23 protein-coding genes and 1 riboswitch are annotated in these 24,782 nt (G+C 45.3%); of the genes, 10 read left to right on the top strand and 13 right to left on the bottom strand.

The genetic code is table 11. The features are described 5' to 3' along the window. Positions 1 to 250: 250 nt before the first annotated feature. The 3 genes from PWYN_RS21935 to PWYN_RS21945 all read right to left on the bottom strand — a co-directional run bounded on the left by PWYN_RS21935 (position 251) and on the right by PWYN_RS21945 (position 3,938). Positions 251 to 751 (bottom strand): hypothetical protein, encoded by a 501-nt coding sequence (locus tag PWYN_RS21935; RefSeq protein WP_157261239.1) that lies wholly within the window; start codon positions 749 to 751, stop codon positions 251 to 253. Between the two features lie 58 nt (positions 752 to 809). Continuing rightward, entirely contained in the window at positions 810 to 1,127 is a 318-nt protein-coding gene (locus tag PWYN_RS21940) for a DUF2380 domain-containing protein (RefSeq protein WP_084146874.1), read from the bottom strand. A gap of 246 nt (positions 1,128 to 1,373) precedes the next feature. Then, a riboswitch (cyclic di-AMP (ydaO/yuaA leader) is annotated at positions 1,374 to 1,559 on the bottom strand. Positions 1,560 to 1,823: 264 nt separating this feature from the next. Then, entirely contained in the window at positions 1,824 to 3,938 is a 2,115-nt protein-coding gene (locus PWYN_RS21945; RefSeq protein WP_036656291.1) for a glycoside hydrolase family 52 protein, read from the bottom strand. Between the two features lie 175 nt (positions 3,939 to 4,113). Between PWYN_RS21945 and PWYN_RS21950 the strand changes: the two genes are divergently transcribed. The 4 genes from PWYN_RS21950 (at position 4,114) to PWYN_RS21965 (ending at position 9,698) form a co-directional block, all read left to right on the top strand. Beyond that, a complete protein-coding gene (locus tag PWYN_RS21950; protein WP_052088279.1) occupies positions 4,114 to 5,037 on the top strand; it encodes an AraC family transcriptional regulator in 924 nt (307 codons plus the stop codon). A 62-nt stretch (positions 5,038 to 5,099) separates the two neighbouring features. Continuing rightward, positions 5,100 to 7,898 carry a winged helix-turn-helix domain-containing protein gene (locus tag PWYN_RS21955; protein ID WP_036656293.1) on the top strand — a complete coding sequence of 933 codons (2,799 nt, stop codon included), beginning with the start codon at positions 5,100 to 5,102 and terminating at the stop codon, positions 7,896 to 7,898. Positions 7,899 to 8,012: 114 nt separating this feature from the next. Then, positions 8,013 to 8,684: a DUF4386 domain-containing protein gene (locus PWYN_RS21960; protein WP_036656296.1), complete on the top strand. Its 672-nt coding sequence runs from the start codon at positions 8,013 to 8,015 to the stop codon at positions 8,682 to 8,684. Between the two features lie 33 nt (positions 8,685 to 8,717). Further along, positions 8,718 to 9,698 carry an NAD(P)-dependent alcohol dehydrogenase gene (locus tag PWYN_RS21965; RefSeq protein ID WP_036656298.1) on the top strand — a complete coding sequence of 327 codons (981 nt, stop codon included), beginning with the start codon at positions 8,718 to 8,720 and terminating at the stop codon, positions 9,696 to 9,698. Between the two features lie 7 nt (positions 9,699 to 9,705). On the opposite strand, the gene ybaK is transcribed toward PWYN_RS21965, so the two are convergent. Next, complete coding sequence (ybaK, locus tag PWYN_RS21970) at positions 9,706 to 10,179, bottom strand: Cys-tRNA(Pro) deacylase (RefSeq protein ID WP_036656300.1); 474 nt, start codon at positions 10,177 to 10,179, stop codon at positions 9,706 to 9,708. A 122-nt stretch (positions 10,180 to 10,301) separates the two neighbouring features. On the opposite strand from ybaK, the gene PWYN_RS21975 reads away from it, so the two are divergent. Next, entirely contained in the window at positions 10,302 to 11,240 is a 939-nt protein-coding gene (locus PWYN_RS21975; protein ID WP_052088282.1) for a DNA-3-methyladenine glycosylase family protein, read from the top strand. Positions 11,241 to 11,291: 51 nt separating this feature from the next. On the opposite strand, the gene PWYN_RS21980 is transcribed toward PWYN_RS21975, so the two are convergent. The 4 genes from PWYN_RS21980 to PWYN_RS21995 all read right to left on the bottom strand — a co-directional run bounded on the left by PWYN_RS21980 (position 11,292) and on the right by PWYN_RS21995 (position 14,545). Beyond that, a complete protein-coding gene (locus tag PWYN_RS21980; protein WP_036656303.1) occupies positions 11,292 to 11,543 on the bottom strand; it encodes a YolD-like family protein in 252 nt (83 codons plus the stop codon). 76 nt (positions 11,544 to 11,619) lie between these two features. Next, positions 11,620 to 12,156 carry a methylated-DNA--[protein]-cysteine S-methyltransferase gene (locus PWYN_RS21985; protein WP_036656305.1) on the bottom strand — a complete coding sequence of 179 codons (537 nt, stop codon included), beginning with the start codon at positions 12,154 to 12,156 and terminating at the stop codon, positions 11,620 to 11,622. Continuing rightward, on the bottom strand, positions 12,137 to 12,715 hold the full coding sequence (locus PWYN_RS21990; protein WP_338049223.1) for a bifunctional transcriptional activator/DNA repair enzyme AdaA: 579 nt from the start codon (positions 12,713 to 12,715) through the stop codon (positions 12,137 to 12,139). Before PWYN_RS21990 ends, PWYN_RS21985 begins: the two co-directional genes overlap by 20 nt. A gap of 150 nt (positions 12,716 to 12,865) precedes the next feature. Then, positions 12,866 to 14,545, bottom strand: a complete 1,680-nt coding sequence (locus PWYN_RS21995) for a hypothetical protein (protein WP_084146876.1) — start codon at positions 14,543 to 14,545, stop codon at positions 12,866 to 12,868. A 270-nt stretch (positions 14,546 to 14,815) separates the two neighbouring features. Between PWYN_RS21995 and kduI the strand changes: the two genes are divergently transcribed. From kduI to kduD, 3 genes are read left to right on the top strand one after another with little or no spacing between them, the layout of a single operon-like run. Beyond that, positions 14,816 to 15,649, top strand: a complete 834-nt coding sequence (gene kduI, locus PWYN_RS22000) for a 5-dehydro-4-deoxy-D-glucuronate isomerase (protein WP_036656308.1) — start codon at positions 14,816 to 14,818, stop codon at positions 15,647 to 15,649. Positions 15,650 to 15,684: 35 nt separating this feature from the next. After that, positions 15,685 to 16,467 (top strand): DeoR/GlpR family DNA-binding transcription regulator, encoded by a 783-nt coding sequence (locus PWYN_RS22005; RefSeq protein ID WP_036656309.1) that lies wholly within the window; start codon positions 15,685 to 15,687, stop codon positions 16,465 to 16,467. 18 nt (positions 16,468 to 16,485) lie between these two features. Continuing rightward, positions 16,486 to 17,238: a 2-dehydro-3-deoxy-D-gluconate 5-dehydrogenase KduD gene (kduD, locus tag PWYN_RS22010; RefSeq protein WP_036656311.1), complete on the top strand. Its 753-nt coding sequence runs from the start codon at positions 16,486 to 16,488 to the stop codon at positions 17,236 to 17,238. 694 nt (positions 17,239 to 17,932) lie between these two features. Here kduD and PWYN_RS22015 read toward each other — a convergent pair. Continuing rightward, positions 17,933 to 20,002 carry a beta-galactosidase gene (locus PWYN_RS22015; protein ID WP_036656313.1) on the bottom strand — a complete coding sequence of 690 codons (2,070 nt, stop codon included), beginning with the start codon at positions 20,000 to 20,002 and terminating at the stop codon, positions 17,933 to 17,935. 176 nt (positions 20,003 to 20,178) lie between these two features. Here PWYN_RS22015 and PWYN_RS22020 point away from each other — a divergent pair, with 176 nt between their 5' ends. Then, positions 20,179 to 21,069: a helix-turn-helix domain-containing protein gene (locus PWYN_RS22020; RefSeq protein WP_240479810.1), complete on the top strand. Its 891-nt coding sequence runs from the start codon at positions 20,179 to 20,181 to the stop codon at positions 21,067 to 21,069. A gap of 16 nt (positions 21,070 to 21,085) precedes the next feature. On the opposite strand, the gene PWYN_RS22025 is transcribed toward PWYN_RS22020, so the two are convergent. Next, on the bottom strand, positions 21,086 to 21,988 hold the full coding sequence (locus tag PWYN_RS22025; RefSeq protein ID WP_036656315.1) for a LysR family transcriptional regulator: 903 nt from the start codon (positions 21,986 to 21,988) through the stop codon (positions 21,086 to 21,088). Between the two features lie 118 nt (positions 21,989 to 22,106). Between PWYN_RS22025 and dapA the strand changes: the two genes are divergently transcribed. Continuing rightward, the gene (dapA, locus tag PWYN_RS22030) at positions 22,107 to 23,003 is read left to right on the top strand and encodes a 4-hydroxy-tetrahydrodipicolinate synthase (protein WP_036656318.1); all 897 of its coding nucleotides are present in this window, start codon (positions 22,107 to 22,109) and stop codon (positions 23,001 to 23,003) included. Between the two features lie 135 nt (positions 23,004 to 23,138). Here dapA and PWYN_RS22035 read toward each other — a convergent pair whose 3' ends face one another. The 3 genes from PWYN_RS22035 to PWYN_RS22045 all read right to left on the bottom strand — a co-directional run bounded on the left by PWYN_RS22035 (position 23,139) and on the right by PWYN_RS22045 (position 24,739). Beyond that, positions 23,139 to 23,408, bottom strand: coding sequence for a NifU N-terminal domain-containing protein (locus PWYN_RS22035; RefSeq protein WP_036656320.1), 270 nt, complete (start codon positions 23,406 to 23,408; stop codon positions 23,139 to 23,141). Between the two features lie 88 nt (positions 23,409 to 23,496). Next, positions 23,497 to 23,961 (bottom strand): DUF1801 domain-containing protein, encoded by a 465-nt coding sequence (locus PWYN_RS22040; RefSeq protein ID WP_036656322.1) that lies wholly within the window; start codon positions 23,959 to 23,961, stop codon positions 23,497 to 23,499. 22 nt (positions 23,962 to 23,983) lie between these two features. Next, positions 23,984 to 24,739, bottom strand: a complete 756-nt coding sequence (locus PWYN_RS22045; RefSeq protein WP_036656325.1) for a DUF3888 domain-containing protein — start codon at positions 24,737 to 24,739, stop codon at positions 23,984 to 23,986. Positions 24,740 to 24,782 lie beyond the last annotated feature (43 nt).

The raw sequence follows: 24,782 nt of genomic DNA on the forward strand, positions 1-24,782 counted from the left end.
CTTGAAGTTTACAGCCATATTGTCCTTACATTAGTCAATCATTTTATATCTCTAATTTGTTCTTGCTTGTGTTGATAAAATCAGGATAAATGTAAAGCCCCGATGATATGTTATCAATCGGGGCTTTATAGTTAATTACTCCGTACACTTTCAATTGGTTTAAGATTTACTTAATGAGCCGAGTTTGCTCGATCCTTGGATAGATCAGCAACAGAGGCCTTCTCCGCCGCTGATTACCTCACTCTTAAAGCTATTTGAAGTTAATATAATCATTAAGAGGAATTAAATTGACGCTGTTTGTTTTAAATTTTCTTAACACTTCTTGCACTTGTCTGGAGACAATAACATGTGTCGTATTCTGAAGTGAGAAAATATCACTCCCGTCCCAGGTTTGGGGATCAAATCCCATACCGATATAGGCTGGTATCATTATTCCTCTTGGATTAGGCATAAGTTTATCCTGGCAAAAGGAATAATCGAATGGCCCCGCTGTTCTTGTTATAAAAAGCCCCTCATATCCCTCAATGGGAACTCTATCTTTTCCGGTTGCCTCCACTTTGAATGTGTCCCAACCTGTAAAGTTATGCTCCATCAATGCCTGGATTAATTGGCTTGAGAGTAAATATACGGCCCCTCCCCCAAGAATTATATCTTTATTTATGCTACCCTGCACATATTCAAAGGTAACAGGCTCCATTGGTTTATTACCCTTTATCAAATCATGAAACTCAATGAAGTTCGTTTGTTTCAACAAGAGACTACCTCTTAAGAAAGCGTTTCTAAGATAAAAGAAATTTGCAGGATCAAATTTAGAAGCGAACTTCGAAGCCATATTCTTGTATCATCTCTTTTCCTTTATTTATGATTTCATCTACTGTCGCTTTTGGATTTTTGTTTAAAAAATCAGTCCATATTTCGTTATAATTATGTGCATTACTCAGGTGATCGCTACGTTCCCACCATACCATCAACCGGGGATCGTGTATGGAAATCCCAGCATTTTTCAATGCTGTACCCAACCCAAGTTTATCAAATATCTCCTGCGGGAATATATGGTGTGCATTAAACAATGTACCATCCGGTAATTTTCCACTAGGATCCCAGCCATAAAGCCTTCTGAGATTCATATAGAAGGCTACAATATCAATGAAAGACCAAAAATGAATGGACTGCGTCTTATTTACTTTTCCTCTTTACAGTTACTGCAGATTTAATTTTCATGGGAGGCATTTAAGATAATGTTTTACACTCCCATTTACGTTGTTATAAGAATTACTAAACTCATACATACTGCCTTTCCTTCCTGCACACATAGCAAAAAGACCACAGAAGCGGCAGGGCTCTCCGTGGTCGGTTAATCGATCATGGCGCTCATCCTCTCTCTTCGAGGCTTACGGGGTTAGCTGACGGATTCGGGCAGCGAGATTGCCCTACCTTGCTATAGAGACTTTTCAGGTCTCAGCAAGGATTCACCCCATGTGAGCGGCAGCATCAGAGCGAAAGCCGCATTCACCATTGGTTCCCCCGTTCCCATTGTCGGAATTCAGCCATTTGAGAAAAGTTATATTACATTCGGTTGTTGATTTGAATCTTACGTCTGTGGGCGTTTAATGTAAAACGTTATTGATGACAAAAAAAGCCAAAAATGATACTCCTTCACGAATGAAAGCGCACTCTTTGGTTTCGCTCTTAAGCAGTCGATGATTTGCTTATTCTTGCTCAGTTTTTCACAAGCTGTCCCATTAGGTCAAAATCAAACACAGCATCTGATATTATATAAAAAAAGGATCGATTCAAGAATTGCTCTTGATCGACCCGCTTCACTACCCGCGATTCTCTTCCAACCACAAAATCGCCGTAACACCCCGTGGATAATACTTACTACCCGTAATTTCCCCAGAGATAATCTGGTCGCTCCAGCTCCATATCGAGAGCTCTGGATGTGTCAGCCAAACCGCATGTGCATGGTCAGCCACCTGCCCTTCCGCTCCCCATTCCAGACCCAGAATCTCTCTGGCAATGAACTGGCATAGATATACCTTGCTTAGCCAGCTGTTGTTGCTGGTGGAAGAGATTTTCCAACCTCCGTCATCGAACAGGCAGACTCCTTTACGAAGAACCGCGTGCAGATGCTTGTCGAGTGCACCGATGTAAGCGGAGAATCGACCATTGCGCTCAAGTGCTTCCTTGCAGCCCGTAAAGTACGGGAATACCAGACCTTCGATGGCTGGAATGATTTTGGAGTCGTTGCCTTCTCCGATTACAGCTGGAATGTAACCATCCTCTGTAACGTTAGCAACAATCGTTGCTGCACATCGATCTGCCTGAATACCTGCTGTTGCTGCCAAGTCAGCACGGCCGTTGTCGTTAAAGATTTTCTCCATGGCCAGATAAGCTGCCCAGCATTTACCCGCCAAATAGATATTGTTCCGCGCTTGACCCAGGGAGACATCCAGACTGTCATAGGTTGTAATTTCTGCTCCACCCATGGTCCGGGAGCTGTCGAGTCCCATTACACCGTTTCTTTGTGCCGGATCGGGATGATCCCGGTTCACCATACTTTCGAGACAACGCTCCATAACACTAAGGTTGCTCTTCATCCAAGCGCTGTCACCGGTATGTTCAACATAAGTTGCTGCGGTTAACAACCAATTGACCAATTGCTCATGCGTCATGTGTGAAAAACAACCATCAATTCCGTAAAGCTCATAAGAAGAATAACCTGGACGGGAAACCGCATTGGCCACACCCATGTCATGTGTAAAGCTGATGCCGCCCGGATATTCAGTCTTATCTCCCGGGAAGCGGACCGTATCCTCATAGCTGAATCTTTCTACAAACATATCCAGCTCATTACGAACAGCCCACGGATTCATCCGTAATTCATAGAAGAGCTGATCGACTGTAAGATCGAAGGTATTCATCATCCGGTATTCGCCTTCATTGACGATCCAGAACGGCTTACCCTTATAATCCAAAAGCTGTGTTGAGCCATAATAGCTGCGAATAGCATGGGCTAGCATGAAGGACTGATCCTCAGAGAGACCTTTGCCCACGAACATTTGGTTTGCCTTCTCTGCTTCCTCGGCCAAAGCATCGAATTTGGACAAAGCATACTCCGCTACAGACTCCACATTGCTGAAATAACGATTGTAATAATAGGAGGCATCCATACCGGAGGTAACAAAGCCGGAACGGTGGAAGCACACCGCAAAACGATACGTCTTCCGCTCACCCGCCGGCACATCCATAATCAAAGCTCCGACCTGACCGAGCCCGAAAGTCCAGTTCTCTTTTAGCTCAGCGGTTAATATATCTTCCATCGTGAAGTGCAAAGCAGATTCTACAGTACCCTGTTCAGCAGCAATAGCCAAAAATCTTCCTTGACCCACACCTGTTAGTTTTGGAGAGGTGTCTAAGCTTCTCATTGCACTATATGCATCTGTTCCCTGAAATCCGAAAAAAGCACGCCGTGCTGAAGTCGAAGACAAGTTGTCCACTTCAATCTCTACAAGAACCGCCGGAAGCAGTACATCCTTCAGTTCTTCTTCGGTGGCAAGTTCAGGATCTGGTACCGGACGAACTGGTGACAGAATGCGGAAGGTCAGATCGCCTGCACTCCATGTATCTGAAGCTAGCTGAAAGTTTCTAGTGATTTGCTCCTTGGAAAAAGGATGCAGAATATGCGGTTTATTAGGATTAGGATCAGGATTCTCGATATCGTAGCGCTTGCTCTCATCATCCCCACCTTGCTCATGGAACGGCAGTGTATCAAAGCCCTTTCCATCCTTACGTTCCAGACCTATGAATATATTTTGTTTAGGTGATTTGCCCAACTCGAGATCAAATCCACCACCTGCACCGGGAAATCCTAAGGTAAAACTTGCAAAAGCGCCGATCGGCGAATGATGCGCATTGAAAAATTGATTGTGAGACATATTGTAAATGCACTCCCTCCAGCATGGTTCCCGGCATTGCCGGGCTATGTCTCCATGTTATCGGCTTTGCATCACATTCAACAGGGTTAAAGCTGTCTATTATTTGGGCAAATCAAACGTAACTGAAGAGCTATGATATAATGGAGCCAAATTCTAGTGTAAAAGAGGATTGCGGATGAACCCGACCGAACCCGGCATACATAATTCCATCGACGGCCAGATGTCACCAGACATTCAGGCTGCTTTTCATATCTTTGCCGCCCACTGGCGAAAAGTTAATGCAGAATGGCAATATCCTGTGCATACCCACCCCATGTTCGAGATCAATGTTGTACTACAGGGCCAGCAGCAAATGTCTGTAAATGGTCAGTCCTATACACAGCAAAGCGGTGATATTCTGTTTATTCGTCCCGGGGCTCCTCATGCCAGTTTCGGTTCGGGCACAGGACTTGAAATGACCTATTACTGCTTGCATTTCGATATAGATGATCTAACCTTACGCCGTGCTTTGTTAACGGTTGATTCTGTCAGCCTGAGCGGGAATACCCCTGAGCTTCGAGGAATTCGTTCAGCACTGGACGTGATTATCAGTTCTACTATTTTATCCGAATCGGATGATTCACATAGAAACCGGCTGGTTACACTGCATGCTTCCCTGCAGCTTTTTACCGCACTAAGCGGTTGGGTGCTGGCAGAAATGCCGCAGACGGTCCGAGGAACAAATACCGAAGCTACTGAAAATACTGTCGCTCTTGCAAATGCTATCGAACGATTGCTTCAGGAATCCGTTTCAAACGCCGCACTTAAAGGTGAACGGGGCGGGAGTATTGAAGGTATAGCCGCTCGTCTAGGGTACAGTCCTACCCACTGCAATCGGGCTTTTCGTCAAATTTATGGGATATCGCCGAGACAATATTTATCCGGCCTTATCATCCGCCACGCTAAGCTGTTGTTAATGGACAATACGCTGTCTGTAGACACGATTGCCCATCGCCTGGGATATCGTGACGTCTCCCATTTCAGCAAGCAATTCAAACGTTGGACGGGCCTTCCTCCTATGGGTTACCGACGGTTGAGCCATCAAGGAGCTATACATTAACCTAGCTTTTTTCCTCATAAGTAGAACTCCTTTGAGGCTCATTTCCGTGCTATAGTTGATCTATGAATATGCCAATTTTAGCCACCAAACTATATATCCCACCGCCTCGTCCTAAAGTAGTCCTGCGCCCACGACTGATGGATCGTCTGAACGAGGGTCTGCACAGCAAACTGACCCTAGTCTCTGCCTCTGCCGGCTTTGGTAAAACCACGCTCGTCAGCGAATGGCTCGCCGTTTGCGGACGACCAGCGACTTGGCTGTCACTGGACGAAGGGGATAATGACCACACACGATTTCTGACTCACCTCTTCACAGCTTTGAAGACGATTGGGGTGAACATTGGAGATGGCGTATTTAGTGCGCTTGAGTCCCCTCAGCCACCGTCAATCGAATCGATAATGACGGTTGTACTTAATGAAATTAGTATCCTTCCGGACGACTTTATCCTTGTCCTTGATGACTACCACGTGATAGATATCAAAACAATTGACCACGCTCTCACCTTTCTTCTCGAGCATCTCCCGCCACAAATGCATCTGATTATCATTACTCGTGAGGATCCGCATTTGCCTCTGGCCCGGTTACGTGTTCGGGACCAATTAACCGAGTTGCGTGTGGCCGACTTGCGTTTCACCTCACTCGAAGCTGCCGAGTTTCTCAACCAGGTAATGGGTCTAAACCTTTCATTGGACAACATTACTTCCTTAGAAACCCGCACCGAAGGCTGGATTGCAGGACTGCAATTAGCCGCTATCTCCATGCAAGGACATAAGGATGCTACTAGCTTCATCCAATCTTTTAATGGCAGCCACCATTTCGTGCTGGACTATCTACTAGAAGAAGTTCTGCAACAACAACCCGAAAACATTCAGAATTTCTTACTACATACCTCTATCCTCGACCGCCTGTATGGACCACTTTGTGATGCCCTTATGCTCGACTCATCTGTTTCAGCGCAAGAAACCCTTAAGTATCTCGAACGTTCCAACCTGTTTCTCATCCCCCTGGACAATGATAGGCGTTGGTATCGTTATCACCATCTCTTTCTTGATTTACTGCGACAACGAGTGAACCAGAGCATAACCTCATCTAGTGGAGATAAGGATAAGGTGTCGGTGGCCGAATTACACAAACGGGCTAGTGTATGGTATGAGAATAATGGCTTAGAAATTGAAGCCTTTCACCATGCTGCTGCGGCCAATGATGTGGAGCGCGCCGCGCGCCTAATGGAAGGAAATGGGTTTCCCCTACACTTACGCGGTGCGGTAGTCCCTGTCCTGAACTGGTTGAAATCACTGCCGGCGGTGGTACTGAATGACAGACCCTCGATGTGGGTGATGTACGCCTCGGCGTTAATTATTGCCGGCCAACCAACCGGCATCGAACAGAAATTGCAAGCTGCTGAAGCAGCCCTGCAAGGCACCCCATTAGACGACAAGACCAAAGACCTTATAGGACTCATCGCCTCAGGACGTGCCACGTTGGCTTTGTTAGTTATTAACGGCCAACCGACTACAGCCGTAGAACAGATCCTCCATGCTACCGAAGTAGTCCTGCAAGGCACAGAACCAGATGATAAGACCAACGACCTCGTAGGACTTATCGCCCCCATGCAGTCTACGTTGGCAATTAATCAGCATCAGGTAGAAACCATCATTACTCAATCTCTTCGCGCTCTAGAGTATTTGCACCCTGATAATCTGCCTGTCCGTACTGCATCTACTTGGATGCTGGGGCATGCTTACCAGTTAAAGGGTGACCGTGCCGCAGCTATACAAGCCTTTACCGATGCTATTTCTAGTAGCCAAAAACTTGTGTATAACATCATTACCATAGCGGCTTCAATTGGACTTGGGAATGTACAAGAAGGTGAAAATCAACTCTATTTAGCCGCCCAAACCTACGGCCGTGTCCTTCAACTGGCTGGTGATCCGCCACAACCTGTTGCCTGCGAAGCACATCTTGGATTAGCCCGTATATCCTATGAATGGAATGACTTGAAATCTGCGGAGCAGCACGTGCAAGAGGCACTCCAACTAGCGAAGCAGCTAGAAAACTTGGATAGATTCGTTTCCTGTGAGGTGCTTCACGCCCGTCTGAAATTTGCTCAGGGAGATCTGGACGGAGCAATTGCTATTATAGATAAGGCTGGTCATTTCTTGCATCAGCATAATTATACTCATCGGACGCCTGAGGTTACTGTCGTGCAAGTGCTTACTCTGCTTGATCAGAGTAAGCTGACGGAAGCCGCTCATCTTGCTCAGACACACGATCTCCCTCTTAGTCTGGCAAGGGTAGAACTTGCTCGAGGAGACACATCCACAGCATTGGCAATACTGGGGTCTTATCAAGTTAAGGTGGAAGCAAAGGATTGGAAAGATGAACAGCTCAAGGTTAGCGCTCTACAGACGGTTGCTCTATATAGGCATGGAGAAAAGGACAAGGCACTGCAACTGTTGGCGGCAACTCTCCCTCAGGTAGAGAATGAAGGCTTCATCCGAATCTTTGTCGATGAAGGTATTCTGATGGCTGATCTATTGTCTGAAATATCTAGTAACGGAATTATGCCAGATTATATAGATAAGTTGTTGGCTGTGTTTGAAGCTGAGGCTCTGAAGCGGGAAGACAAACCTTATCTGCGCCCAGTGTCTTCTGCTCAGTCCCTCATCGAACCCCTAAGCGGGCGCGAGATAAAAGTATTGCTATTAATTGCCCAAGGACTCTCGAATCATGAGATTAGCGAGCGGCTTTTCCTCGCCTTGAGTACGGTTAAGGGCTACAATCGGAATATCTTTGGCAAGCTGGGGGTCAAAAGGCGCACCGAAGCCGTTGCTCGTGCCCGAGAGTTGGGCCTATTGTAGCCAAATCACCCCTATAAAAAACAAAAACAATACCTAAACAAATACTTTAGTATCTATCCGGCAGCACCTTTTTTTATATACACTAAATGTAAATCGAACGACAAAGGAGAGAATATGGACAAAAACAGAACGACTGCAATAACTGTGGGAGTATTCATGCTTATGGCGACCGTTTCATTTATGATAGGAAGTGGGCTTATAGAATCTGTTCTAAACCATCCAGAGTATCTTAACCATGTCTATCCAAACAGAACAAAACTAGTATTAGGAATATTCCTTGTGTTTATGGACGCAGCATTTGTTTTTGGTATTGGAATGTTGATGTTTCCAGTCCTTAAAAAGCATAATGAAGCTATAGCACTCGGGTATTTTGGTACAAGGGTTATGGAGTCCGTAACTCTTATCGTAAGTATAATAAGCCTATTGATACTAATACCACTAAGTCAAGAATACACAGCCGCGGGAACAACAGGTGGTTCATATCAAACTATAGGGACTCTAGCTATAAAAGGATATGATACAGCCTTTCAATTGGCGATGTTAGTTCTTGGCCTGGGTAGTCTGATGTTCTGTTGTTTGTTATACACTTCTAAGCTTATTCCGCGATTAATATCAGTCATTGGTTTTATCGGATACGTAGCACTAATAGCAAGCAGCTGTTTAGAGATTTTTGGTTTTGAGGTAAGCATGATCCTGTATCTTCCTGGGGCATTATTTGAGATTATTTTTCCAATATGGCTTATCATAAAAGGCTTTCATTCACCTCAAAAGATTCTGATTCAGTAGTAATCAGACGTAACCCATTAGGAGGCCACGCACATGAAAGCAGTTGTATATACAACATACGGATCGCCGGATGTTCTCCAACTGAAAGAGGTCAAAAAACCTACCCCCAAAGATAATGAAGTCTTGGTAAAAGTACATGCGGTGTCCGCCAATGCAGCTGACTTGCATCTCCTCCGAGCAGATCCGTTCTTGACCCGTCTAATGTCCGGACTTCTAAAACCTAAAAACACCATACTCGGATCTGACATCGCAGGACGAATTGAAGCGGTTGGCAGAAACGTAAAGGAATTTCAGGCAGGTGATGAGGTATTTGGGGATATATCCGGATGTGGTTGGGGTGGTTTCGCAGAGTATGTATCGGTTCCTGAGCATGTATTGGTGTTGAAGCCGGCTAACAGAACATTCGAGCAAGCAGCGGCAGTACCGATGGCGGCAGTCACCGCCCTGCAGGGTATTCGCGATAAAGGGCAGATACAGGCAGGGCAAAAGGTTCTGATTAATGGTGCGTCCGGTGGTGTGGGTACCTTTGCCGTCCAGATTGCCAAATCGTTCGGGGCTGAAGTCACTGCCGTGTGCAGTACGGGGAAAATAAATATGGTGCGTGCACTTGGCGCAGACCATGTCATTGATTACACGCAAGAAGACTTCACCAAAAATGGGCAACAGTATGACTTGATAATTGCCGCTAACGGGTATCACTCGATTCTAGAGTACAAGAAATCATTAAACCCCACAGGGATATATGTCATGACCGGTGGTTCCATGGCTCAAATGTTCCAAGCTATGCTCCTAGGACCATGGATTTCAATGACCGGAAGCAAGAAGATGCATAATGCGATGGCTAAACCAAACCAAAAGGATTTAACTTTTATAAAAGAACTTCTTGAAGCCGGTACAATCGTCCCTGTGATAGATCGAAAGTATCCGTTATGTAAAGTCCCTGAAGCGCTCCGGTATCTGGAGGAAGGGCATGCCATAGGAAAAGTTATCATCACTGTAGAGGGAAATTGTTAATCTCCGTTTATTTAATCAACTCTGTAAATTTAGCAGTAACCGTATCCGCCAGCAACAACGGAGCCAATTCCATCTGCAAGCCGATCCTGCCAGCGCTGACAGCTATTTTGTCCAAGGGCTCTGCACTGCTGTCAATAAAGGTTGGATACAGCTTCTTCATACCCAACGGTGAACATCCTCCGCGAATATATCCTGTCCATTTTAACAGATCCTTAACAGGCAGCATTTCGATCTTCTTTTCACCGGCTGCTCTGGCGGCCTTTTTGAGATCGAGCTCTTCAGCAACCGGAATCACAAATACGTATAGATTAGGTCCGCTGTGGGAGACCAATGTCTTAAAAACTGACTCCGGTTCTCTCCCAATCTTCTCAGCTACCGCTGTCCCGTGGATTTTTCCATCCTCATTGTCATAAGAAAGGATTTCATAGCTGATTTTCTTCGTATCCAGAATTCGCATGGCATTCGTTTTGCTAACTTGCATGATTATTCAACCTTTCTGGCTGTAAATATCCCTAGAATGAAACAGCAAGATAACGACAACACAAAACGTCGGTTTGTGATACAACTAAGAGTGTATGCAGAGTCTAATCTTGGAGGCTGGTTATGAATTATTTTATACGGACTCAATCCGATTGGGAAGACCATGGACATGTAATTACAATGGCTGTTCCGAAAGAATTCAGCTTTGCAGAGAACTTGAACTATTTCTATAATGCTCCTAATGAGTGCCTGTATCGTCTGCAAGATCAAAAAATCTATAAAGCTATCACGGTTGGAGAAGAAACTCCCGTCATTGAGTTAAGCGGTGATGACCCCGGTATGATTACGCTCCGATTTCTGGGAGATACTACCCCCACTCTAACCTCTACTAAAGAAGCCGTTGTCAATTACGTCAGAGATTGGTTTGATCTAGATAGGGACCTCCTTCCCTTTTATGAGATGGCGAAGGCTGATCCTCTGCTGAACAGGGCTGTTGAATCCTTTTACGGCCTGCGATGTATCGGCATTCCTAATTTGTTCGAGGCGATCTGTTGGGGGATTATCGGTCAACAAATCAATCTTACTTTTGCCTATACTTTAAAAAGAGAGCTCGTAGAAAACTTCGGTCGTCATGTAGTATGTGAAGGTGCGGATTACTGGATTTTCCCAAGAGCTGAAGATATCGCGTGTATGACAGTTCAGGACCTAGCTCCTGTACGAATGACTGTCAAAAAATGTGAGTATCTAATCGCTGTTGCCCAGTTGATTACAGATGGAAGGCTAACGAAGGAGCTGCTGCTGGAGACAGGCGATTTTAAAAAAGCAGAAAAAATGTTACTTAGCATACGCGGGATCGGTCCTTGGACGGCCAACTATGTGCTGATGCGCTGTCTGAGGATGACTTCGGCTTTTCCTATAGATGATGTGGGACTCCATAATTCCATTAAATATCTGCTACAATCGGACCGCAAGCCAACGAAAGAAGAGATCCTCCAGCTGTCTGCGACTTGGACCGATTGGGAGTCTTATGCCACCTTTTATTTGTGGAGATTTCTGTATTAAATAAAATATAAACCCCACTTCAGATTGAAATGGGGTTTTCAGTCATGCTTATTAGTCTCTGGGATAATCCACCCGCATGATATCCATGAAAGGAACCTTATTGATCTCTTCATTCAAGCTGACATGCACCCTGCCGGTTCGCGGATCCATTTCTACTATACGTCCACGCACCTGCTCTTCTTTTCCCCATACGGTCAATAAAATCTCGGAATCTTCCTGCTTTGCCTCTGTCAATTGATTACCTATTTCCTCCAGAACAAATTCATCCCGGGTCGGACGTTTTGCTACCTTTGCCTTTGCCACGCTATTCCTCCAATAAGTCATTACAAGATTAAGAGAATACTAAAGTACGAATGCTTCATTCTATTATAGCATGTCTTTACGGAGCAATAACTAGCGAACTTGTCCGTTCCAGATCAAGGAGCTGCATTTTCATATTCAAGCCTCCCCGGTAGCCGGTGAGTGTGCCATTCTTGCCGATAACCCGGTGGCAGGGCACTGTGATTAAAATAGGATTAGCCCCGATCGCCGTTCCCACAGCACGCACAGATGTTGGCTTTTGGATATGCGCAGCAACGTCTGAATAAGACCAGGTTTGTCCATAAGGAATCTCGCATAACGCATTCCATACCGCCAACTGAAACGGGGTGCCACGGAAGTCCATAGGAAAGGTGAAGCTCTTGCGTACGCCTTTTAAAAAATCAATCAATTCTACAGCATACGGTTGCAATTCCCCATCCTCTTGTCCAAGTGTACCTCCGGGATAACGTGCAGAACCCCAAGCCGCCAATTCTTCAAAGGGTTTATCCTGCGAGCCTACATAACAGAGACCTTTGGAGGTTGCAGCGATATATATTTTCCAAGCCTCATGCTTCAATAAAGTCCAATAAATGACTTCATTTGTTAACTTTCGCATCATGTAGCACCTCCAAATTATGTTTATATAAAAGACGGAACTCACTAGGGGTATGCGCCGTCTTTTTCTTATATAAGGTTATAAAATAAGGCACATTGGACATCCCGACACTCATGGCAATGTTCGCAATGGCTCGATCTGTATGAATCAACTGCTCTTTCGCCTTCATGATTCGCACCTGCTGAACGTATTCTACCGGAGCAATGCCCAAGACTTTTTTAAAAGTTCGTTGTAAATGATAGGGGCTACCATGGCAGGCTTCCGCCAATACATCCAAAGGGATAGGTTCAGCGTAGTGGTTGTCGATGTACTGTGTAATTACGGATACCCACTCGCTATCTGGCAACCGCTCACCGGTAGGCTTGCATCTTTTGCAGGGGCGAAATCCAGCAGATGAGGCTTGATCCTTAGTGGAGTAAATACGCACATTCTCTTTATTGGGTGCTTTGGACTTACAGGACGGCCTGCAATAAATCCCTGTCGTTCTCACTGCGTAGAAAAAATGATCATCAAAGCCAGCATCATTCTGTAAAATAGCTTGCCACTGTTCCTCCGTCACTAGGGTCACCTCCAAACACAGTATACCCTTTGTCAGGCGGTATTGGAGCAATTTCCGAATGGAAAAGCAAGATAACGAAACTATATAACTATATTTACTAGGTCATGCAGCAAAAAAAAAGCCAACCGGATTCCGGTCAGCTCGTACGAATTATACTCTATATCCTTCAAATGATACCGGGGAACTGTTAATAATCGCTTTCGCTCCTTTGTCGCCTTCGGCTAGCAGTTGCAAGCAATCACCCGCAGTGCTGGTATAATCCACTTGTAAAGAGTCAGAATCACTAACGCTGAAGAAAGGCGCCTTCGATGTCATTGCAGCTGCGAATTCATCCAGTCCGCTTATCCCAAGTTCGACTGCTTTTTCTACACTTACAGCCTCAACAGTAACTCCACCCGGCATACCATCAACAGTTACTTCAAGATATCTAGCCTGTTGTTTTAGAGAATAGGAATGAGACAAGAAGATTGCAAAATAAACTTGATCCACTAATCCATATAAAGCGGATGGCTGCTGCAGCCATTGCCCTTTAGGTAAAACACCTATTATCGTATTGACTTCTCCTGCCGGGACGGGGTATAAGGTCAAGATTACATTTTGATGGTACAGCACTTCGGCATGTCGGCTCTGGTGACGGGGATCGCCTTCCTTATACCCGGGTCCAGGATGGAAAAAATACAACTGGTTGGTAAATTCACCTCCGCGAAGAGGCAATGAATAAGCCCAGCGCAGTTGTTCATTGTCGAATTCCTCTACTCGCTCCCACATGCCGCCTGCTGCATATTCCTTAGTAATATAAACATAGGAGTGTAAAGGTGGCTGACGATTCGGATCACCTGCTGCAACTTTTTCAGTAATCTTGGTTATTTCTACGGGCAGGCTACGGTTAAGTGCAGCTGCACGAATCTGCTCTGGCGCTTCATAGAACAAGAATCCGGCATATTCAGTACGCGGTATACCTTCAGGTAGCTGGAAATCACCAAACTGCACATAATCATGCAATACATTCGCATCACCCGGCACATCATGCGGCCATCCTCGGGAACGGGCTCCCACCCAAGCTCCCTGTAGATAAAATTGAGCCCGCTCATTCCACAAATAATTTAGCATTTCTCTAAGCAAGTTTCGCAAATCTATATCCTCACCGGCACCCAGCTCCAAAGCACAAGTAAAGGCTTGTACCCAGTGCCAAAACCAAGGAAGGCAGCCGTACTCAGGCATTCCTTTGGACTTGATATGTAACAAGGTATCCTTCAGGCTCTGACGGCCATCCTCCACTAACTCATCATCCTCGAACATTTTTCCGAAAATTAGCTTAGCAGCAGTATGTTTAGCTTCATGGTGACCAAATGTCACTACCGGCTTGAGATAGAATTTACTTCGGTAGATATGTCCTAATGCTGTGTTGAAAGCTACCCGCAGCCGGGCACTCATCATTCCTCCATACTCCCTGTTAAAATAGGCGATGAGACTGCCCATAATCTCTACCGGAAGCTCATGCGGCGCAGCCTCTCTTGGAATCGGATGGAGTCCCAGCGGCCAATGACCGTATAATACGGTGCCCGGTTTCCGGTTTTGCAGCATAAGCGTCTCCATCAGCACATGTTCTGCTTTCTGCTTTGCATCCTCGCGGTCAAAGGGAAGTTGAAGGGATGCGTTAGCTGTGGCGGCGAATAAATATGAAGCATAATAAAAGTTGTTGCGAACATCATCGTGGAACCACAAACCACTATCTAGTAAAGGCATGCGTTCCGCTTCCAAGGCTATTTTATTAATAATTTCGATTTGCCTTTCCTTATAAGGACTATTAGAACTATTCAAGTTAATCACCGTAAGACCACCCTTTCATTCGTTCAATATATACATTGCGAGTTGTTACTACATTTATACAATGCGTTTGATACTGGATGTGATTATGTCATCTGGTTAATATATAATAGTTCAATTCTGCACCTTTCCCGTTCACATAGCAATTGTATAAACCACCAAATAAACTAAAACAAACCTACTAAAAAAGATTACCACTTGTAATATGAACCTAAATGGAGTAAATTGTACATATACAAACCATTTCTCACTGAGAAGGAGATTGAATAACCCATGGAAAGACGCTTTGCTTCCCACCCAAATGAAGTTAAACAATTTGATACTGAGCGTTTGCGCAAGGAATTCCACATCCCTGTAATTTTTGCTCCAGATGAGCTCAAGCTTGTTCTAACTCACGAAGACCGCATGATTGTTGGCGGTGCTAACCCAGTAACTAAGGATGTTGTTCTGACAACGGACCTTAAAGAGCTGGGTGTTACTTATTTCCTGGAACGCCGCGAACTCGGTATTATTAATGTAGGCGGTAAAGGTACAGTAGTCGTTGACGGAACAGAATATGAAGTAGACACCAAAGAATGTTTGTACGTGGGTCAAGGCTCTAAGGATGTAATATTCAAGAGCGTAGATGCTGCAAAACCAGCTAAATTCTACCTGAATTCCGCTCCTGCACACCAATCCTACCCTACTACAAAAACTAACTTGGCTGAATCCGAATCCGGAGCAATGGGCGGAATGGAAAATGCTAACGAGCGCACCATTCACCGCTTCATCCATACCAACGGAGTTCAAAGTGCACAACTCGTTATGGGTATGACGCAGCTTAAAGCAGGCAGCATGTGGAATACAATGCCTTCCCATACACATCCACGCCGTATGGAAGCGTATTTCTATTTCGATCTTCCTGAGGATCAAGCGGTGTTCCACCTTATGGGTGAGCCAACTGAAACCCGTCATATCGTAATGCATAACGAACAAGCTGTAATTTCTCCAAGCTGGTCCATCCACAGCGGTGTGGGTACCCACAACTATACATTCATTTGGAGTATGGCTGGCGACAACAAACGTTATGATGATATGGACGCCGTCTCCATAAAAGAATTACAATAGAGGGAAACTTCTCTTACGGAAAGATGAGGACGGTTATGAACCCGATACGACGACACGAAATGATTATGGAAGTTATGCTGAACCAAAAAGATGTAACTGTTAATGAGCTTAGCGATAAGCTCCAGGTGACCGGAAAAACAATCCGCGAAGATTTAAGCAAACTCGAGGAACAAGGATTGCTCGTTCGTGTACATGGTGGAGCTGTGTTGGCACAAAGCGATCAATTCGGTATTCTGCCCTCCAAGGCGCCGCTGGATAAGTATTCCGAAGAAAAAACGGAGATTGCACTGAGCGCGCTTCGTCATATTAAACAGGACGATATCATAGCTCTGGACGGCGGAAGTACGACGCTCGAAATAGCGCGGCGTCTGAATAATATGTCCCTGACCGTCATTACCAATGATGTATACATCATCAGCGAACTTGTTCTTAAAGATAACATTCGTCTCGTTGTACCCGGGGGCTACCGTGTTCGTAACATGCTTGCTGGTCAGGAAGCTGTTAATTATGTAAAAAGCTTAAACATACAAAAAGCATTTTTGTCGGCTACAGCGGTTAATATAGAGCAAGGACTCTCCATTTACACGGGGGATTTCATAGAGTATAAACAAGCACTTGTATCTACAGCCCACCAGGTTTACGCCGTTGTTGATCATCATAAGTTCGGCAACACCGCACTGCGTACCTTCGCTTCTTTACAAGAAGTGGACGTACTTCTGACAGACAAAGGGCTCGCCCCGGAAACAGCGGAACTGTTCCGTAGCGCAGGCGTTACCATCGAATGTGGGCACAATCCACTCACACATCTAAACTATTAAAGGAGAGAAAATATTATTATGTCATTATTTAGCCTAGCAGGAAAAACAGCAATTGTAACAGGCGCAGCCCAAGGTCTTGGACAAGGCATTGCACTTGCTTTCGCAGAAGCGGGCGCAGATGTTATCTCTGCTTCCCTTAACTCGAGTGAAGAAACAGTAGCAGCAGCTGAAGCCTTTGGCGTTAAGGCTCTTAGCCTGGAGTGCGACCTGAGTAACCACACTACCCTTCAAGGTATGTTTGATAAAGCCCTTGAATTTACTGGCCACGTTGACATCCTCGTGAACTGCGCAGGAATGATCCGTCGTGCACCGGCTAAAGACCACAGCGAAAAAGACTGGTTCGATGTAATCAACCTGAATCAGAATACCGTTTTCTTGCTGTCACAAATTGTGGGTAGACACATGTTGGAAAGAGGAAATGGTAAAATCATCAACATCTGCTCTATGCTCTCCTACCAAGGCGGCATTAACGTACCGGGATACACAGCTAGTAAGCATGCTGTAGCTGGTCTTACTAAAGCATTTGCTAACGAATGGGCAGGTTCCGGTCTGAACATCAACGCAATTGCACCGGGTTACATGGCTACTGAAAACACTGCACCTATCCGCGCGGATCAAAAGCGTTCCGATTCAATTTTGGATCGTATCCCTGCAGCACGTTGGGGAACACCTGAAGATCTTAAAGGACCAGCTGTCTTCTTGGCATCTGCTGCTTCCGATTACCTAAACGGTCACATTTTGAACGTAGACGGTGGATGGTTGGCTAGATAATCCGACTATAATAATCTTAAAGGGTGCCCGATGGGCACCCTTTTTTTTATAAGTAAGTCAATTTCCTTTGACACCCTTTGCGCCTGAATTCCTGCACATAGTACAACAATTCCGCTCCTGAAGCACCCTTCGCACTCGAAATCCTGCACAAAATACAACAATTTCGCTCCTAAAGCATCATTTACGCTCGAATTCCTGCACAATTTACAACATTCTGCTCCTGAGGCACCGTCTGCGCTTGAAATCTGCATTAAGGAGTCATTTTCATAATGCGAAAATCTGCTGATTCCTCATCAAAATTGTAGTCAACAACGGATAATATTCTGAATTCAGCAGGTTTTCAGACTTACCACCCACATGCACAGATGTTTATATGGTTTATATCTTGTAAAAACATTTATGAAACTGACTCAAGTAGAATCTATATAGATTCTACTTATATTTTCTCTTTGGGATTGTGTAGTAAAAGAGGTGAATATTAAAACTTCGTCTGGGAGCAGGCATACGAAAATAATCCGTTGTTCAACCGTGGGAAGAAATTTAAAGAGAAATATAAATAAATACCTCGCTAAGTGGTTTAATCCCTAAAATTAGTAGGAAAAATTCCTTCTAAATTTATACTGAACTAATGAAACACCAAAAAAAGGGCAGGACTATTCACCAGGTCCTGCCCCAATTAATTAAATTAAGCCTATTAATGTTTGCGCTTCAACATCACCAGTCCATTGACCGGCAGATTCAATACATGCGGAGCCTTAGTGCCGGTTCTCAAAACGCTGTAATCTTTGTCGTCCAGCTCCACAACCTGTTCCATATCACTGAAGTTCTGCACGAACAGATAATCATGCTCTCCGTCCGTCCGAAGCTGTACGGTTACGCCCGTTGGAAGACTCGTATCCAGTGTCCGGCGAATGCCAGCCTTTCTCGTAATCTCGGAGTACAACTCCACATAGAAAGAAGTATCCTTCACCCGAGTGGCCAGATGGTACGCACGTCCCTCACCCAAGCGGTTCATGGTTAGCGCTGGACGCCCCGCATAGAAATCACTGCGGTAATGTGCAAGAGCCTCCGCACCTTCCAGATGAATCAGCTCCGCGATCTCATGAGCATCATAATCTCCGGTCAATTTAAGTGCATTACCGTCCTTCATCACCAGTCCGTTCAAATCACGGCTGTGTAAGCCCTCTGTCTCCTCAGCCCAAATGCCAAGTGTTCTCCGCAACGGTCCCGGAAACCCGCCCAAATGACATAGATCCGTCTCACCGACAACGCCAGACCAGTACGTCGCCAGGAAAGTTCCGCCCTGCTCGACATATTTCTCGATTCGTTTACCATTCTCTTCACTGATCAGATAAAGCATCGGAGCAATAACCAGCTTGTAGGCGGATAGATCATCCTCAATCCCGATCATATCTACTGCAATCCCTTGCTCCCATAGTGCACGGTAATGCTGTAATACGGTCTCCTCATAATGCAATCCGGAATTACGGATTCCTTGAGCATCCTTGATCGCCCAGCGATTATCCCAATCATAGATAATGGCTGTTTGTACCGGTGTAGAGGTTCCAACGACTTCTGACAGCCCCGCCAGAGTCTTCCCTACCTCTGCGACATCCTTAAACACACGAGTCTCCTGGTGTCCGCTGTGGTCCACGACAGCGCCGTGGAACTTCTCACTGGAGCCGCGGCTTTTACGCCACTGGAAATATTGCACCGAATCCGAGCCGTGCGCTACAGCCTGAATAGAGGACAGCATATGCATTCCGGGCCGCTTCAGCTTACTGACCGATTGCCAGTTCGTAAGTGAAGGAGTACTCTCCATGAGCAGGAAAGGTTTCTGCTTCAAGGTACGGAACAAATCATGATGCATCGCAGTCCATGCCGCTAACCGGGCATTATCTCCATCGTCGGTATATCCCCATTCCGGGTAGGCATCCCAAGAAATCACATCTAGAATCTCTGCCAGCTTGCGGTAATCTATACCGTCTATGTTATGCATGTTAGTAGTCACAGGTAGTTCAGGATTGAAGCTGCGAACCGAATCAATTTCATGCTGACAGAAATTAATGGTTCGTTCGCTGACAAATCTCCGCCAATCGAGATTCAAGCCGTGTACCTGATTCTCCCCATGGGGGGCCGGTGATTCAACCTGCTCCCATGAGGTGTAGGTGTGACTCCAGAACGTGGCCCACCAAGCATGGTTTAACTCGTCCAGGCTGTCATTATACTTATTCTTCAGCCAACCTCGGAATTCAGCCTGACATAGGTCACAGTGACAATCCCCGCCGAACTCATTAGAGATATGCCAGCCGATGACAGCAGGATGATGCGCGTAACGCTCAGCCAGCTTCCCATTAAGAATTGCTGTTTTTTCCCGGTATACGGGGGATGTGTAGCAGTGGTTATGACGAACCCCGTGCAGATTACGGACACGGTTGCGTTCAACTCTCAGCACCTCAGGATATCTCTCTGACATCCAGGCTGGACGCGCTCCGCTAGGAGTCGCCAAAAAGGCATAAATACCGTTCAATGCAAAAGAATCCAGTAATTGATCTAACCAACCAAAGGTAAAGACTCCCTCTTCCGGCTCAAGCGATACCCATGAAAAAATACCGACTGACATCACATTGCAGCCTGCAAGCTTCATCAGCCGCAGGTCCTCCTGAAGAACTTCAGGGTATCGAAACCATTGCTCGGGGTTATAATCAGCACCATGCAGCATAACTGGAGCCTTGCTGCTAATCGGTGGGAATTTAATACTCATATCTCATTCATCCTCTCATATCGTGACCATGTGAGAATGGGATTATTCTCTGATGAATACACAGAGAGCTCCCTGTCCATTTCATGAATCATCATTTATACTATTTATAATATAAGATTTTTCATGTAATGAAGTAGGATGATATTAGCAACTGAATAGTACAAAATGAATATGAGGTGATAAACATTCTTCCCTTCTCCTTAATTGAAATGCCTCGCAACCTTGATCGCTTTCCCTTATTCCCTTATTCCGTGGGGAGACATATCCAATATCATCACGTACGTCCAACCGGCTTTCCCTCGAACCAGATTTTTCTGATTCGTAGTGGAATAGGTTTGTTCCGTGATCTGGAGAGCGGTACCGAAATAACGTTGGAACCGGGAATGGCCTTTGCTTTCCCACAGGACCGGGGTCATGAATACCATCCCCTCTCCCATGAACCCTGGCATGTGGCTTTTATTGGCTACCATGGAAGTCAGGCTCACCACTTTTTGGGAGACATCGGAAGGCAAACTTCTATCCCATTCCGTCCCGACCGTTTCGAAGAATGCTGGAAGGCCATCGGACAGATCTGGCAAACAGTGAACACGCAAACTGCCAATCGTCAGGATGAGCAATCCATGCAGGAGCTCTCAGTGACGCTGTACAGGCTGCTGTTAATGCTGCGCCAATCCGAATCCCATCATGGAGTTGTAGGCCGTCAAGAGTTCGAGACTGTTCGTAACGATGCCCTGCAAAAAGCTATCGGCCTCATTAATGAGCACTTTACCGAGCCGCTGCTAATCTCCAATCTTGCAGGTGCTGTCGGTTATTCCGTCCAGCACTTCCAGCGCCTGTTCCTGCAGGAATACGGTGTAACTCCACACCAATATCTACAGAATCTGCGCTTGCAGCGTGCGGTGCAAATGATTATGGAGGATGCAGAAATCCCCGTTCAGGACATTGCTCTTCATCTGGGGATGGAGACTAATTATTTCATACGGGTCTTCCGTAAGACTTACGGCTGTACGCCCGGTGTAATGAGAAGGCGGCTCCACCCATCTGAGGGCGGAACTCCGCAGGCTTAGGCTCAATACCTGCCCTTTAGCTACTTGCAGCCTCTGCTTCGGTTTTGGCTTCCGACATCAGCATCTGGATGAAATGCTGCAAGGGTTGGGAGATCCATTTCTTTGGATGGAGAAGAAGCTGCAGATCAAAGTGGATTTCGGGATGAACAAAGGGCAGCTCTATGAGATATCCCCGTGCAATCTCTTCTTGTGCAACAATTTTGGGCAGCAGCGCAATTCCAAGGCCATTCATCACGCAACGCTTGATCGCTTCCAAATTCGAGAGCTCAAAGCCAATACGGAAGATGATCCCATTCTCTTTTAACAAATTCTCAAATAAACTTCGATAAATGCAACTCTCCTCGGAAACAATGAACTCATAGTTATTAAGATCCTGCATAGTCACCATGTCCAACTTGGATAACGCGTGGTTCGCAGGAGCGATTAACACTAGCGGTTCCTCACGAATGATCCTCCGGTGCAGGAAAGAATCAGCGGTATTGCGGTCTAACATTAATCCGATATCTACTTCGCCCTCTTTTATTTTGGCAACTAGATTAGCTTCCTTATCCGTCTGCAAATGTATATTCAGCCCCGGAAAACGAGTCCTCAACTGCTGTAAAAAAGGCGGCAAGTAAAAAGCAGCCAAAGAATCAATCGTACCTATGGTTAAAGTACCCCCTATTTGCTGTGCGATCGTCTCCTTGGAACGGTCATATAAATCGAGTATCTCAACAAACAGCTTCAGAAGCTCTTCACCAGGCGGTGTAAGGCGTAACTGGCGTCCATGCCTTTCAATTAACTTTACACCGTATTCCTTCTCTATTTTTTGGATCTGCATCGTTACACTGGACTGAGCATATCCCAGCTCTTCGGCTGCACGTGTAAAGCTCTGGCGTTTCGCAACCTCGCGGAAAGTTCGTAAGTAGGTTAAATCCATATTCTCACCCCAACATCAATAATAATGATGATACATATCATTTATTATAGATAACACCGATGCAATAATCCATGCTAAAGTAGCATTAAAGGAATTAAATACGTTGGAGGCCGATATTATGCTTACAGAAAAACAGATTTGTGGAGTGTACGTCCCTGTGGTAACCCCGTTTAATGCTGCCGGTGAAGTTGACTTGGATTCGTATCAGCGATATGTCAAAAGCATTCTTAACAACAGCATTCAAGGTTTGGTCGTAAACGGAACAACTGGAGAATCACCAACTGTAAACATAAATGAGCTGCAGCTGCTGGTTAATGCTTCTCGTGAACTTCTACAATCATCCTCGGTTCCCCTGATAGTCGGCACAGGAACGAATGATACAAGATCGACTGTAACACGCACCGAGCTTGCCGCAAACTTGGGGGCTGATGCCGTTCTTGTAGTGGTTCCCTATTACAGCCGCCCTTCACAAGAAGGTATCATTGCTCACTTCCGCAAGGCTGCAGAGGTAGGAATCCCCGTTATAGCTTATGATATCCCAGGTCGAACCGGTGTTGGCTTGACGGTGGATACAGCCCGTACCATTCTGGAAATGAATAACGTCGTAGGTTTAAAAGACTGCTCCGGCAGCCCTAAACTAGTAACTGAGCTTACCCGTTATGGATCAAAACCCGTATTGTGCGGGGACGATATCAATTTTTTCGATATGCTGGGTCACGGTGCCGCAGGAGGCATGCTCGCTTCGGCTAATGTTAAACCTGCTGAGTTCATCCAAATTTATGAGTACTTCAGATCAGGCCAATTGGATTTGGCTAAGCAAGCATTTGATAATCTCGTTCCACTAATCCGCCTATTGTTCAAGGAATCTAATCCTGCACCTATTAAATGGTTCCTCAGCCAAAGCGGCTCCATTACATCGGATACGCTGCGACTTCCCTTGACCTCCATAAGTCAATCCCTTCAGGAAGAGTTAGGATTACATTTACATCAGAATCCCTTGGCTTTAGAAGCCTAATCATACAAGAAGAATCGGCTTTGCCGTCCTTACTGAAAACTTATACTTTCTGATATTTTAAAAAAGCCGCCGTACGCAGTCGAGGACTGTATACAGGCGGCTTTTGATGTTTAAAGGGAAGTTCATGAATCTTTTTTAGGCGTAGACGGATTGAAAAGCAGCTTCCACTTGGGGTAGAATCGTATCCCACTCCGCATCCTCTATTTTACTGACCGTCACGAAATCTTTGATCCCAAAAATATTATCAATACCCTCAATACCCAAAAGCGCGCTGGCTAAGGGATGCTCTGTGGCATCACCCTTCTTCAAAGAAGTACTTCTAGGACCCTCAAATATAGTCTGATTGGTACTGATCTTGATGGAGTTCGGATTGGGTGTCTCTTGAACGTTAATTTCTATAGCCATTACTTAATCACTCCTTTTGAGTGCTATTGTAGCACGGGGAAGCCCAGCCTTCCAAATCCACCCTCATACCTACTCCTACTGGGTAACGTTACTTTTGTATCTTTTTCAATTGCATTTCATAAGTCCGTATGTAATCCTCCGGTGTTATCTTCCTGCACAATTCTGCTATTAGATCATATGGAATGTTATTCATATTCTTGAACCGCACACAACTCTTGCCCATATCAAGCTTTGTTGTCACATGCTTAGGATATTCTTCCTGAAACCATGTCAGGACCTCAGGGATCGAATACAACCCCATATGGTAAAGCGCTATAAAGTTCTTTTGGGAGGCTATGCTTAGAAAAGGGAGAGGGACCTTGGGATCCACATGATATCCTGAAGGATAAATTCGATGAGGAACGACATAACAAATCATTCCGTATTCTATGGTTTCCTCAAAACCGATAGGAAGGTTATCCTGAATAGTCTGCCTTAATTTCTCCAGTACTTCTCTTCTTTCTTGCGGTACTTGGCTCAAATATTCTTCAGGACTGTTACTCTCGTATTTCACTCTTATCCCTCCATCATCTCTACTATAAGGCCTGCATATACCATAGCAGCTCCGGCTTCATTTGCACACCCTGTTTTGAGACCTCACCCATTATCGACCATACCCCTGCTATTTTGACCACACGGATCACTACGTTCATACCGTCAGTTTTTTTATATACAATATACCCCTCATTGTTTCTAAGGAAAACCCAGGGGGCGGTTACATTCACATAGGCCCCTTTGACTCTAAGGCTATTGTTCATAATGTTATCGCTAATGTCTAAAAGAGGTTTCATTTCCGCATTATGCTGCGCTTCTTGAAACAATAAACCATAATCATATTTACGGTAGTGCGTGAAGTCCAGCGCAAATGTCTTTTCTATATCCTGAAGGACCGTCTTTTTAAAAATCTTAATTTTCTCTTCCCACGCATCACCTTTATGATCATATGCAACCAATGTTGCTTTCCCTAGTTTAACCTCAAAGGTTAACAAATCTTGACCATAAGGAGGGTTATGAGCATGTTCGAATGTATCCAGCTTCACGTCTACGAAGTAGTGATATTTGGTTTGATTCCCCCCTACGTGACGAACCTTCGTAATTTCCTCATTCATGTACTGCTTAGGCCGGCCATAGTATTCAGTAATCGCAGCATTCACATAAGGGTATAAGAGGGCAAAGAGGCTGCTTTTATGATCAGACTTGTCCGTGCTCACTGCACTGCAATAACCCGGCTGCTGAAATCCCCCAATTAGAAGGACTAATGTTAAAAAGAGCTGTTTTCGAATAATCCCCACCTCCTTGTCCTATTCTCCCTCCCTCATGTATTAATATCCGCAC

Source organism: Paenibacillus wynnii (assembly GCF_000757885.1).
In the GTDB taxonomy this organism is placed as follows: domain Bacteria; phylum Bacillota; class Bacilli; order Paenibacillales; family Paenibacillaceae; genus Paenibacillus_AQ; species Paenibacillus_AQ wynnii.